This is a genomic window from Pseudomonas sp. RW409 (genome assembly GCF_003184125.1).
Lineage (GTDB): Bacteria > Pseudomonadota > Gammaproteobacteria > Pseudomonadales > Pseudomonadaceae > Aquipseudomonas > Aquipseudomonas chlororaphis_I.
Genome location: NZ_QHHP01000042.1, coordinates 1,048,097 through 1,061,442 on the forward strand (window position 1 = coordinate 1,048,097; position 13,346 = coordinate 1,061,442).

At 64.7% G+C, this 13,346-nt stretch carries 9 protein-coding genes and 1 pseudogene; 2 read left to right on the top strand and 8 right to left on the bottom strand.

Annotated features, from left to right (window positions below; translation table 11 throughout):
* Positions 1-23: 23 nt before the first annotated feature.
* Genes DK261_RS31855 through DK261_RS31865 form a run of 3 tightly spaced genes read right to left on the bottom strand, consistent with a single transcriptional unit; the run spans position 24 to position 3,983 of the window.
* A complete protein-coding gene (locus DK261_RS31855; protein WP_041984495.1) occupies positions 24-1,604 on the bottom strand; it encodes an aldehyde dehydrogenase (NADP(+)) in 1,581 nt (526 codons plus the stop codon).
* Positions 1,605-1,647: 43 nt separating this feature from the next.
* The gene (araD1, locus tag DK261_RS31860; protein ID WP_016703397.1) at positions 1,648-2,640 is read right to left on the bottom strand and encodes an AraD1 family protein; all 993 of its coding nucleotides are present in this window, start codon (positions 2,638-2,640) and stop codon (positions 1,648-1,650) included.
* 20 nt (positions 2,641-2,660) lie between these two features.
* Positions 2,661-3,983, bottom strand: coding sequence for an MFS transporter (locus DK261_RS31865; protein WP_016703396.1), 1,323 nt, complete (start codon positions 3,981-3,983; stop codon positions 2,661-2,663).
* Positions 3,984-4,176: 193 nt separating this feature from the next.
* Between DK261_RS31865 and DK261_RS31870 the strand changes: the two genes are divergently transcribed.
* A complete protein-coding gene (locus DK261_RS31870; protein ID WP_016703395.1) occupies positions 4,177-5,913 on the top strand; it encodes an IlvD/Edd family dehydratase in 1,737 nt (578 codons plus the stop codon).
* A 109-nt stretch (positions 5,914-6,022) separates the two neighbouring features.
* A complete protein-coding gene (locus DK261_RS31875) occupies positions 6,023-6,745 on the top strand; it encodes a FadR/GntR family transcriptional regulator (RefSeq protein ID WP_009050459.1) in 723 nt (240 codons plus the stop codon).
* Positions 6,746-6,759: 14 nt separating this feature from the next.
* Here the strand turns inward: DK261_RS31875 and DK261_RS33740 are convergent.
* The 5 genes and pseudogenes from DK261_RS33740 to DK261_RS31900 all read right to left on the bottom strand — a co-directional run.
* Positions 6,760-6,919: pseudogene (locus DK261_RS33740) on the bottom strand (DNA polymerase V subunit UmuC); the annotation flags it as partial.
* Between the two features lie 80 nt (positions 6,920-6,999).
* Positions 7,000-7,923, bottom strand: coding sequence for a hypothetical protein (locus DK261_RS31885; protein ID WP_028683229.1), 924 nt, complete (start codon positions 7,921-7,923; stop codon positions 7,000-7,002).
* Positions 7,920-8,888 carry a hypothetical protein gene (locus DK261_RS31890; RefSeq protein WP_028683230.1) on the bottom strand — a complete coding sequence of 323 codons (969 nt, stop codon included), beginning with the start codon at positions 8,886-8,888 and terminating at the stop codon, positions 7,920-7,922. The genes DK261_RS31885 and DK261_RS31890 overlap by 4 nt, the downstream gene beginning before the upstream one ends.
* Before the next feature lie 4 nt (positions 8,889-8,892).
* On the bottom strand, positions 8,893-10,575 hold the full coding sequence (locus DK261_RS31895; RefSeq protein WP_016703391.1) for a hypothetical protein: 1,683 nt from the start codon (positions 10,573-10,575) through the stop codon (positions 8,893-8,895).
* A gap of 95 nt (positions 10,576-10,670) precedes the next feature.
* Positions 10,671-12,971, bottom strand: a complete 2,301-nt coding sequence (locus DK261_RS31900; protein WP_016703390.1) for a hypothetical protein — start codon at positions 12,969-12,971, stop codon at positions 10,671-10,673.
* Positions 12,972-13,346: the final 375 nt, after the last annotated feature.

Sequence of the window (13,346 nt, forward strand, 5' to 3'; positions counted from 1 at the left end):
AGGCAGACATTGGCCGAGGCGCGTTACAGCCCGTCGCGCGATGGCCGTCCATCCACCAGGCGCTGGATACGCAGCGGGTTGGCGTTCTTCAAGGCATCCGGCAGCAGGTTGTCGGGGTAGTTCTGGAAGCACACCGGGCGCAGGAAACGCTCGATGGCCAGGGTCCCCACGGATGTGCCACGGGCATCGGAGGTGGCCGGGAAAGGCCCGCCGTGCACCATCGCGTCACAGACCTCGACACCGGTCGGGTAGCCGTTGATCAGGATGCGGCCGACCTTCTGCTCCAGCAACCCGGTCAACTCGCCGAATTGCGTGAAGTCCGCGGGCTCGCCAATGAGGGTCGCCGTCAGTTGCCCGCGCAGGCCGTTCAAGGCGGCGACGAGCTGGGCCTGGTCGGCCACTTCGACGAACACGGTGGTCGGGCCGAAGACTTCTTCCTGCAGCACTTCATCACCATCGACCAACAGGCTGGCCTGCGCCTTGAACAGCTGTGGCCGCGCCTGGTTGCCGGCTTGCGGATCGCCGGCCAGGTGCTCGATGCCCGGATGCGCCAGGAGTTTTTGCAGCCCCTTGCCGTAGCTGCTCAAGGTGCCGGCGTTGAGCATGGTCTGCGCCGGTTGATCGCCGATCAGCCGGGCAACCTGCTCGGTGAAAGCCGCGAACTGCGGCGAGCGGATGCCGATCACCAGGCCCGGGTTGGTACAGAACTGGCCGCAGCCCTGCACCACCGACGCGGTCAGGTCACGGGCGACCGTTTCCGCCCGCGCTTGCAGCGCCTGGGGTAACACGATCACCGGGTTGATGCTCGACATCTCGGCAAACACCGGGATCGGTTGCGGGCGCGCCGCCGCCATGTCGCACAGCGCTCGCCCACCCTTGAGCGAGCCGGTGAAACCGACCGCCTGGATCGCCGGATGCTTGACCAGCGCTTCGCCGACGCCGGCGCCAAAGATCATATTGAACACGCCGGCGGGCATCCCGCTGGCCTCGGCCGCCCGGATGATCGCATCGGCGACCCGCTCGGCGGTCGCCATGTGCCCGCTGTGGGCCTTGAACACCACGGGGCAACCGGCTGCCAGCGCTGCCGCGGTGTCGCCGCCCGCCGTGGAAAACGCCAGGGGAAAGTTGCTCGCGCCAAACACCGCCACCGGCCCCAGGCCGATGCGGTACTGGCGCAGATCCGGACGCGGCAGCGGCTGGCGCTCGGGCAGCGCCCGGTCGATACGCGCGCCGTAGAAGTCGCCGCGCCGCAGCACCTCGGCGAACAGCCGCATCTGGCCACTGGTGCGCTTGCGCTCGCCCTGGATCCGCGCGGTAGGCAACGCGGTTTCCCGGCAGACCAGGGCGATGAACTCATCGTCCAGCGCATCCAGCTCATCCGCCACCGCCTCCAGGAATTGCGCGCGCCGCTGCGCACTCAGGGCGCGGTAGGCCGGGTAGGCCGCCGCGGCAGCCTTGGCGGCGGCCTCGACTTCCTGCGCCGTGGCCTGGTAGAACGCCTGGGGCAAGGCTTCGCCGGTGCTGGCATCGATGCTGTGAAGAATGACGGTGCCGGCGGCGCTGCGCTGGCCGCCGATGTAGTTGTGGCCAAAAACCTGGGTCATGCCTGTCTCCTCGAACCTGCTTGTCTTCTGGAAGAGCGCCTGCTTAAAGGGCGCCTACGCAACCGGGCGCCAGTACCGCGTCGGCGCCGGCAATACCGTTGATCAATGGCGCACCGAACGCCGCCTGGCTGATTTCGAATACGTCCCCCGGCTGCGTGCGGATACCGTCCGCGAACGACAGGGTCGCGGTGCCGAAGAAGTGGATGTGCACATCCCCCGGCCGCAGGAACTGGCGGTATTTGAAATGGTGGTACTCGAGGTTCTCCAGGCTGTGGCACATATTGGCTTCGCCGCTGAGGAACTCGTTCTGCCACAGCACCTGGCCATTGCGCAGAATGCGGCTGGTGCCCGCCAGGTGCTGGGGCAGCTCGCCGACCCTGAGTTCAGGACCATAGCTGCAACTGCGCAATTTGGAATGGGCCAGGTAGAGATAGTTCTTACGCTCCATCACGTGATCGGAGAACTCGTTGCCCACCGCGAACCCCAGGCGATAAGGCTTGCCGTCATGGCCGATGACATACAGGCCACCGATTTCCGGCTCTTCGCCGGCGTCTTCGGCAAAGGCCGGCAGGCGGAAGGCCTGGCCCGGGCGCACGACGATGCTGCCGTCGCCCTTGTAGAACCATTCCGGTTGCACGCCGGCCTGACCGGCAGCGGGCTTACCGCCCTCCACGCCCCACTTGAAGATGCGCATGGTGTCGGTCAGCGCCGTGTCGTCAGCGCCCTGCTGGTGCATCTTGTCACGCGCCGCAGCACTGCCCAGGTGGGTCAGCCCGGTGCCGCTGACCAGCATGTGCGCCGGGTCCGGGTGATCCAACGGCGGCAGGATCCTCAGGCTTGCCAGCAGCTCGGCGTAGTCGTGGCTGATGCCCAGGCCGAGGCTTTGCACTTGCTGGCGCAGGCCGACACCCGCCTCGATGGCCGCCAGCGCGAGCTCGCGCACCGTGCCCACCGACTGCACTTCACGAACCAGGGCGTCCTCGACCACACCGACCCGACGCTCGCCGTTATTCAATTCGAACTGCACTAAACGCATGAACTTTCTCCTCTAGGCCATTAAGTACGCGTGGCGCCGCGGGCACTGGCGGCGAACTGCTCGACCGGCAGCACGTGCCTGCGCTCGAGCAACCGATAGACCACGCCCGTCAGCAGCAAGCCGAACAGCATCACGCAGGACAGGAAGTACAGCCCCGACGCCAGGCTGCCGGTGTACTGCTTGAGCGCACCGATCACGAACGGACCGATGTAGCCGCCCAGGTTGCCCACCGAGTTGATCAGGGCGATCCCCGCCGCCGCGCTGGCGCCGGCAAAGAAACGCCCGGGCAAGGTCCAGAACACCGCGGTGCAGGAAAACAGCGCGAAGGCCACCAGGCACAGGGCCGCCAGTTGCAGCAGCGGCGCCGACAGCCAGGCGCTGAGGAACAGGCCGATCGCCCCCAGCACATAGAGCACCGCCAGGTGGCCGTAGCGATCGTTCAGGCGGTCGGAACTGCGCGGCACCACCAGCAAGCCGACGATCCCGAAGAGGTACGGCACCGAGGACACGAAGCCGGTGGCCAGGTCGCTGCCGCCGAACTGCTTGATCAACGTCGGCAGCCACAGGCCCAGGCCATAAATGCTCAAGGTCACCGGCAGATAGAACAGCGCCAGCAGCAACACCCGCTTGTCCCTGAGGGCATGCAGCGGATTGCCGTGGCGGGTCTGGCCGTATGCCTGCAGGTCCTTGTTCAGCTCGCCGGTGAGCCAGGCCTTTTCGGCCGGGTCCATCCAGCTGACCTGTTGCGGGCCGTCGGGCAGGTAACGCAGCACCGGCCAGGTCAGCAGGATCGCCGGCGTGCCGATGACGATGAACAGCCACTGCCAGCCGTGCAGGCCGAGGATGCCGTCCATGCCCAGCAGGCCGCCGGACACCGGGCCGGTGATCATCATCGCGATGGGTTGGGACAGGATGAACAGCCCGAGGATCTTGCCGCGATGGCGCACCGGGAACCATTGGGTGATGTAGTAGAGAACGCCGGGGAAGAACCCGGCTTCCGCCGCGCCGAGCAGAAAGCGCATCAGGTAGAAGCTGTAGGGGCCCTGGACAAACGCCATGCCAATGGTGATGGCGCCCCAGGTGATCATGATCCGGGCGAACCAGCGCCGTGCGCCGAAGCGGTCGAGCATCAGGTTGCTGGGGATTTCCAGGAGGAAGTAGCCGATGAAGAACAGGCCGGCGCCCAACCCATAGGCCGCATCGCCAATGCCGATATCGGCGCCCATGTGCAACTTGGCGAAGCCGACGGCGGAACGATCCACGTAGGCGATCAGGTACAGCAGGATCAGGAAGGGAATCAGTTTCAGCGTGATGCGCCGGACAAGCCGCAGCTCCTGGCTCATGAGATCGGTCTCCGATTGTTGTTTTTATAGAAGCTCGGGGGACGCCTCTCGCGGAAAACCGCCAGGGCCATACCTCAGTTGAAAACGACTATATAGTATTACTATTTAGCCAACAATACTTCCAAACCCAAGATTTTGCGCTTATGTTATGGCCAGACCAGAACAATATAGTCTTACAATAAGAGAGCTGATCATGTCAGATAAGAAACCCAACCTGCGCTCCGCCCACTGGTTCGGTACCGCCGACAAGAACGGCTTCATGTACCGCAGCTGGATGAAGAATCAGGGCATCGCCGACCACCAGTTCCATGGCAAGCCCATCATCGGGATCTGCAATACCTGGTCGGAGCTGACCCCGTGCAACGCGCACTTCCGCCAGATTGCCGAGCATGTCAAACGCGGGGTGATCGAGGCCGGCGGCTTTCCCGTGGAGTTCCCGGTGTTCTCCAACGGCGAGTCGAACCTGCGCCCGACCGCCATGCTCACCCGCAACCTGGCCAGCATGGATGTCGAGGAAGCCATCCGCGGCAACCCGATCGATGGCGTGGTGCTGCTGACCGGCTGCGACAAGACCACCCCGGCACTGCTGATGGGCGCGGCCAGTTGCGACGTGCCGGCCATCGTCGTCACTGGCGGGCCGATGCTCAATGGCAAGCACAAGGGCCAGGACATAGGTTCTGGCACCGTGGTGTGGCAGCTCAGCGAACAGGTCAAGGCCGGCACCATCACCCTCGACGACTTCCTTGCGGCCGAAGGCGGCATGTCGCGCTCGGCGGGCACCTGCAACACCATGGGCACCGCCTCGACCATGGCCTGCATGGCCGAGGCCCTGGGCACTTCCCTGCCCCACAACGCGGCGATCCCGGCGGTCGATGCCCGCCGCTATGTACTGGCGCACATGTCCGGCATGCGCGCGGTGGAGATGGTTCGCGAAGACTTGAGGCTGTCGAAGATCCTCACCAAGGAGGCGTTCGAAAATGCCATCCGCGTCAACGCCGCCATCGGCGGCTCGACCAACGCGGTGATTCACCTGAAAGCCATCGCCGGGCGCATCGGCGTCGAACTCGATCTGGACGACTGGACCCGCATCGGTCGCGGCATGCCGACCATTGTCGACCTGCAACCGTCCGGGCGCTTCTTGATGGAAGAGTTCTACTATGCCGGCGGCCTGCCGGCAGTGTTGCGCCGCCTCGGCGAAGCCAAGCTGATTCCCCACCCGGATGCACTGACGGTCAACGGCAGATCCATCGGCGAAAACACCCGGGAGGCACCGATCTACGGCCAGGACGAAGTGATCCGCACCCTGGACAATCCGATCCGCGCGGACGGTGGCATCTGTGTGCTGCGCGGTAACCTGGCGCCCCTCGGCGCCGTGCTCAAGCCGTCCGCCGCCAGCGCCGAACTGATGCAGCATCGCGGCCGCGCGGTGGTGTTCGAGAACTTCGACATGTACAAGGCGCGAATCAACGATCCGGAACTGGAGGTCGACGCCGACTCGATCCTGGTGATGAAGAACTGCGGTCCCAAGGGTTACCCCGGCATGGCGGAGGTCGGCAACATGGGCTTGCCGGCCAAGTTGCTGGCCCAGGGCGTGACCGACATGGTGCGGATTTCCGACGCGCGCATGAGCGGCACCGCGTATGGCACCGTGGTCCTGCACGTAGCGCCGGAAGCGGCGGCCGGCGGCCCCTTGGCGGCGGTGAAGGAAGGCGACTGGATCGAGCTGGACTGTGCCAGCGGGCGCCTGCACCTGGACATTCCGGAGGACGAACTGGCGGCGCGCATGGCCGACCTGCAGGCACCGCAGTCGCTGATCGTCGGCGGTTATCGCCAGCTGTACATCGACCACGTACTGCAGGCGGACCAGGGCTGCGACTTCGATTTCCTGGTGGGCTGCCGGGGCGCCGAGGTCCCGCGGCATTCCCACTGAGGGGGCTGATGCGGGCCTGTCGCCCACCGGTCCAGGCATGCAGGAGCGCCTGATAGATACGGGAGCGATGTTATGATGCAGCCAATTTCTTCAGAGCAGCCTCCCTGTTATGGATCACCAGCCTTCCAAACCCCGTAAGAGCATGCATGCCCGGATCGTTCAGGATCTGGGCATGCACATCGTCTCCGGACGCTTCAAGCCGGAAGATAGATTGCCCTTGGAGGCAACGCTGTGTGAGGAATACCAGGTCAGCCGCTCGGTGCTGCGCGAAGCCACCCGGGTGCTCAGTGCCAAGGGCCTGGTGTACTCCAAGCCACGGGTCGGCGCCGTGGTGCGGCCACGGGCGAAATGGCACTTGCTGGACCCGGACGTGCTGTCCTGGTTGATGCAGTCGACGCCTCACAGCGAGTTCTTCAACACCCTGGCCGGCGTGCGCCGCATCCTCGAGCCGGAAATCGCCGCCATGGCCGCCACCACCGCGACCGACCCGGACATCGCGGTGATCGAGAAAGCCTACCAGTCCATGGAGACGGCCAAGACCCACGAGGAGCTCTTGCAGGCCGACCTGGATTTTCACCGGGCGATCGCCGACGCCACCCGCAACGACTTGCTCGCCTACATGTGCAACATGCTGTCGCTGCCGCTGCGCGAGTCCATCAGCATCACCAACCGCCGCCCCGACATCCAGCGTCTCAGCCTGCCCCGGCACAAGGCGATCCTGACCGCCATCAAGAATCGCGACGCCCTCGGCGCCCGGCACGCCTCGCTGGTGCAACTGGACGACACCCGCGTAGCCCTGGACACCGTGATGAATGTCCTGACCCCGCTGTAAGCCACGCCAGCAGACCGGTGACGCAGTGCCACTGGGTCGGCCCTGGCCAGGTCCATGGCGGTCTTGATGCCCACCGCCTCAAAAATGCGTTTTCATTCGGCGGCCCTCGGACACATCGATGTTGCGCAACCCCCAGTCGCGCTTATGCGTGTCGCAGATGCTCACTACGCCGCTAGAGCGCGTAGCTCGAGGAGAATGCGACGTGCCGTGCTGCCCGAGCTTGCTTTGATCTGGAATACGGCTCGCCCTCTTCACTAAGGGCTTGGCGTCGTGGCTGCGGGCAATGACGCAGCCGTCATGGCTGACGGGCGACGACAGAGTTGCCGCGCTTGCTGGAGCACAGGCGCACGCCAGACGATTCGCCCATCGTCCGAACTGCAGACCGGGGTATTGAGCGGCCAGCCGGCAGGATCGGCCGCGTACGACCAGCCAAGGTCCCGCAGCTTGTCCCGGCACGGCAGCAACTCGGTCACACCCAGGCGGATCGCGCGATCGATCGCATGACCGAGTTCGGCCGGATGCGGATAGTAAGGCGTCAGCAGGAACGCTCGCTGCGGCGATGTGCCCGCCCACGCGAGTCCGGCATCCACCATGTCGACGATCGCGGCCAGTGCGCAGGCATGCTCAGGCCCCGCACGCTTGAGCAATGCAGCAACGTTGATGTTCACGCATAGATCGACGATGTTCGGGTAGACCAATTCATCCAGCCAGGTCAGATAGACGCCTTCGCGATACCAGGGCCTTGCATCGGCTGCGACCCACCTCAGGCGAAACGCCTCGAGCACCCGGCGCGCGGCGAGCGTCAACTGCTGCGCCGGCCAGCGGCCGCCGTCGACCAGCGCAAGGGTGAAGAGTGCGGTGTCGTCGGCGTCCGGCAACAGCGCAATGGGCATCCACTCCGGCTGTCGATCGGGCGGATAGAACGAGAACGCGCCGCGCCGGTCCGGCCGCTCGCAGCACGCCAGGAAGTCGAGTGCGCGCATGCGTGCCGCGGCCAGCGCTGGTGTCGCGGGCCATGCCGAGAGCTCATGCAGGACCAGCGCGGTCACGAAACCGTTCTCGTCGGCGACCGGGCCTGTTGGCAGATCGACGATGGAGCCGAACGCACCGCTGGGCGATTGCGCGGCGAGCAGCGCATCCAGCGCGGCTGCGCTGGCGCCCGGGTGGACGCCGCTCATGTCGGCTCCAGTGGCGGCGCAACGCCAAAGGTGACGCCGAGTCCGGCGTCGCCGTACAGGGTGATGCCAAACATGGTGTGATGGGTTGTCGGGTCGTCGAGCGCGGCGAGCGGCTCCGTCAATTGCGCGTAGAAGCGCAGATCCCATCCGTGGCGCCGGCCAAGCTCCAGGATCCGCGCACGGGTCCGTCCATCGCCGCCGAACAACGCGCGTGCGTGGGTGTAGAGCGTGAACGCGGTTGGCTCGCCACGCGCCGAGACCGAATAGCTGAAACCGTACAGATCGCCCGGGAGTTCGCGCCAGATCGGCAGGACGCAGCATTCGCCCAACAGCTCGACGAGTTCGCGGTAGCGCGACGCAAGATTCACCCGCGCCAGCAGCGCGACCAGGTCGGGCGCGATCATGCCTTCGATTCGCGAGTAGAACTCCGTGCGCTGCGAGTCGGGGTCCACGCCGATCAGCTCGATGTGCTGCTGCTTGTCCGGAAGCGACTTGGGCCTGCCGATCACCTCGGCGGCGAAGGCGTCGGCATCGGCCGCCGCATCCTTCGGCACCTCGAAGTAGAGCTTGGTGCGACACTGCCCCGCGCGATGCCGCCCACCGACATACGCGCCGAAGCGCAGCGGATGACCGGCCTGGAGCCGGCGAACCGCGTCGACGGTGGACGCGGGCACCGGCGCGGCGCCAAGCGCCGCCAGCTGCCCGAGCGCGGTATCGACCCTGCCGCGCGGATCGCTGCCGGGCAGCGCCGGGTCGAACGTATAGCGCAACGCATCGTCAGCGGTGGAGAACGCGATCTCGACCGGGAAGCCGCTCATGGTCAGCAGGCTGCCCGTGAAGCCGTCGGCCGCCCGGACCCGATCGTCGAGCAGGCGCAGGAGCTGCGCACGCGCCTGCTCCGCGTCGTTGCCGTGAAAGTGCCGGGCGATCTGCAGCGTGCGCTCGAGTGCCGGGTGCCAGGCCATCGCGCTATCCCTGCCCGGTGCCGCGCGGGGGCAGAACCAGCAGCATGCTCGTCTGATTGTTCGCGGACTCGATACGCGTCGTCCCGTCTGCCAGGTAATAAAGGGCAAGGTAATCGTAGATCGGCGTCACACCGTCGACGGACGTGCTACTTGCATACTCGTAGCCGCTTTCGCGGGTGAACGTGAAGTCTTGCCCGTCGCCTGGCGGGTTGGTGAACGTTACCGTCACCTTCACCTGCTCGTTCACGCTCCAGTCGATCCGCGATGGATCGAGCGTGACCGACGCCGGTAGCGTATGAGGCGTGATGTCCACGCTGACGGCGGCTGTCGGGATATCGAACGGCGTGAGCTCATCGTTGACCTGCAGCGTGCCCGCGAAGCTGGTCGCGGCTGAATCCGGATCGACCACCATGTACCGGTACGTGATGGACGGATGGACGCGGTCGAGCGTGACACCCGCCGGACCGAAGCCCTGGATCGCCCATGTCCATGACGGGATACCCAGGTTGCCCGATTCGCTCGTGCTGAGCGCAAGCTGCACCTGATCCCCCACGCCGAGCCTGTGCGCGGTCAACGTGACCGACTTCTCCTGCAACGGAGACTCGGCCTTGACGAACGCGAGGGCGGGCTGCGCGCCGGGCTGGATGACGGTGCCGGTCTCCTGACCGGCCTGGTCCGGCGTCTTGCCGGCGATCGTGTACTCGAGCCAGTAGGAGAACGAACCCGGCGTATAGTCGCTGCGCGCGACGAGGCGCACCGGCAGCGCGCTCCTCTCGCTATTCCCGCCGAACTCATAGCGGACGCTGACGCTCTGGATGAGGGCGGGCATCTGGCCGTCGAGGACGAAGTCGCGAATGCCGACCTCGTCGAGCGTGATCGATGTCGCGCCCAGCCCGTCGATCTCGCCCGAGTCGAACGGCTGGAGTCCCGCCTCCGGCTTGAACGTGACGACATAGCGATAGTGGTAGTCGAGCCACCACGCGACCGGGGAAATCGCCGTCTGGAAGATGCCGGTCGACCATGGCTGTGTGCGGCCCGGATTGAAGACGTTGTGACCAGGCGCCCCGCCCGGGTTGGCGACGGTCAGCGCGATCGATTCGATCGGCAGCGTTTCGAAGTAGTCCGCGACCGGCGAGAAAGTGACCGGTGTGACGGGCGGCAGCGCCGGTAGCACCAGCAGCGGCGTCGAACCGGCGCCCGACTGCACCCAGGTCGAGTCGTCGTTCAGCGTGTAGGTCGCCGTCCATGGGTAACCTGCGGGCGGCAGCGACAGCCAGCGGGCGGTGGCGCTGGCGGTGGTGAAGGTCAGCGAATGACCGGCGAGCTCCACGTCGATGCGCGCGACCCGGGTCCAGTCGATCAGCAGCGGTGTGACGGTGACGGCGGTGGTGGCGGGAATGCCGGCGCCGACCTGGATCGTCGTACCGTCGGCCACCGTGAGTGGAATCGGCGTGGCTTCGCCGGTGGGGCCGAATTGCTGGCCCTCATACAGGACGCCGCCGGCGGTGGCAGGGCCAGGGTCGAACTGCCACGTGTCCTCCGGATGCGCGGCGGTGAGCGCGCACCAGTGGTTCGCGCAGTAATTGTGCTCCGTGTCGAGATAAACGAGATTCAGCACGATCAAGCTGAGCGGTGGGGTATCCCCGTCCAGCCCGTGACCGACGATGCGATAGAGGATGTTCGCCATGGTGGCTCCGAACCTATGAGTGCGTGCAGGAATGCGGGGGCAACAGCCCCCGCGACATTGCAGTCCGCCCGGCGCAAGCCGGGCGGTGGCGCACGTTATTTCACACTCGTGAGCGCTTCCTCTCTGGCCACGTTGACGCCCGTGATCAGACGAAGGTGAGCTGCCTCGATCGCGTGCGCATGCTCTTGCGGAACGAGGTAGGGCCGTTCGTTGGCCAGCACCTGCCTCTCGCTCCATGTCCTTGGCAGCACGAGCAACGCCGATGTCATCTTCGTCTGCTGGATGACGACTGGCGCTGCGTCCTTCGGATAGTAGGCACCCGAGTAGTACCAGGTCAGGCTGGGCTCCTGCCCGTCGAGCATGAACGAGTAGTACTGACTGCCCGTTCCCTTGAGGAACTGGAACGGGTGCTGCTTGATCGGTTGCCCGGTCGCATTCAGCAGGTAGATGTCGATCTTGACCATGTCATACAGGTTCCACTGGATCAGCGACGGATCGATGGTCACCATGGTCGGAGTCTGCTTCGCGGTAACGTTGATCGGTTGCCGCTGCGGCACGTACCACGGCGTCGGGTAACCGATGATTTCGCCGTCGTCTACGTATTGCACCGTCACGTCGCAGTAGGCGTTCTTGTTGTTCGGCGCGAGAAATTTCCACGGGTCGATCGGATCGCCTTTCTGGTCGACCTGCCAGACATTGCCCTGCACCGAAATGCTGTTGTCCGGATCGACGTAGTACGCGGATACATAGACGTTTTCCATGCCCGGCGCCCATACCGGATACAGGGTGACCTGCTGCAGGGCCAGCGGGGATCCGATCTGCACAGAGTTCTGGTTGGTTGGCTGGCTGGGCGCGAGGGACACGCGCGAACCGTCGCCCATGACGTAGATCACCGAGTAGGTGTAGTTCGTCGTATAAGGGAGCGCGGTCAGGAACGATACGGGCCACTTTTCCTCGTTCGCATAGAACACATAGTTCAGCGTCTTGGCCTCTGCCGCCTGGCCGGGTGCCACGTTGGTATTGACGAATACGAAGTCGACTTGCACTTGCCGCACCGATTGCGCAGAGGTCCCAAACTGGATGCCCGACGTCTGGAACGTAACGGCCAGCGCTGCGAGCGAACCGGCAGTGAATGTCACGCTCGCGCCTCCCACGGCGGCGGCGTCGCCCTGGATCGTCGGCGACTCATACGACGTTTTGTCCGTGTAGGTAACGATGTATTTGTACGAATAGCGCAGGTTGGGCGAGCCATCCGGATTGCTGACCGCGGGGCGCTTGAAGGGCCAACTGGTGTTGTCCTTGGTCAGGGTCGCGGAGTCGTTGCCCGACGGCGATTGCACCAGAACCTGCACCGAGGCGACCCCGGCGCTGATCAGGTCGACGTTGGTCAGCTGGAACACGACCGAGAGCGGGGTGTAGTCGACCACCTTGTAGACCCGATCCCACACATCCGCCGGGAAGGCAGGCAGCAGGCTCGACGACTGCGCAATCCAATCGACCACCGTGTTCTGCGAGTAGGTGTACGAGAACGAACTCACCTGGCTCATGCTGAAGGAGTAGTCGTTTCCTGATGGATTGTTCGTCTGCATCATCGCGATGGTCGCGTTGACAGACTGGGTGACGGCATTCTGCAGGGTTTGCTGAGCCCAGTTGGTGATCGCCTGCCCCTGCGCCGACATCGGGTCGATCTTGCCCCAGATATAATCGATCGTGCCGGACTGCGACTGGCTCAGGTACTGATTGATTTCGACGGTGCGGCTGGTTTCCGAACCCCAGACGTTTTTGTCGACCTGGATGGTCTGCTCGTACTGATAGGCGACGCTCGAGTCGAATCCAATCGTGACCGTCACGCCCGGTAACGATCCCGGCACGTGCATCTGGTACTGGACATCGTACGTGCCACCACCACCCGGGCTGCTGAACGCGGTGATGAACGCCGCGACCGCGGCCTGGTCCGGCAGGGAGATCAAGAACGACGCACGGGCACTCGCCTGCCCGATATCACCGGTGGTCGGCGCCAGAGAAGGCCAGGCCACCGCCGAATAGCTGTGTATCTGCCCGTCTTTGTCGGGATACTGGTAGTTGAACCAGGTGGTACCGAGAGTCCAGTCCCAGCCGCCGATCCGGACGTCGCTGCCGAACTTCTGCTGCACGGCCTCGATGGCCCCCGGCGGAGTTTGCAGCACAGTCTGGAAATTGCACTGTCCGGAAACGCCCGCGCCATTCGTGAACTGCTGCAGCGAGAATTCCGGCAGACCGCTCGTGGCGATCGCGAATTGCGGCTGCGGAACGATGTAATACTTTTTCGCGTCCTGATTGTCCTTGTAAATCTGGATCGTGTATGACCTTCCGCCGAAATCGTACTTCAAGGTATCCGAGGTTCCGATATCCAACATAACTCTGTCTCCCGTAACGTCCTGTGACATGAAGTGAGCGTCGTGCCGGAACGCTCGACCTTGTCACCCGCGTGCCGGCGAGCGTTGTTTGAGTCATTGATAAGGACGAGTGAGCGGCCGGATCATCATTCGGGCATTCTTGAGCACCGGCAACTACCAGAGTTGGTAGGTGCATGTGGCATGTATTCTGCTTTTTCGTATCGAACCGGATGCTGTCCGATCGCGGCCTTTGAGTGGCCGAATGGCATCGGGTCTGGTGCAGGCACGCATCGTCGCAACGCGTTCGTGCATGTGAGACGACATGGATGGGTAGTGGCCTGTGCTCCCTTCATGAGGGGGAGAATGCTGAAGCCACAAGATCTTGAAGGGCCATGG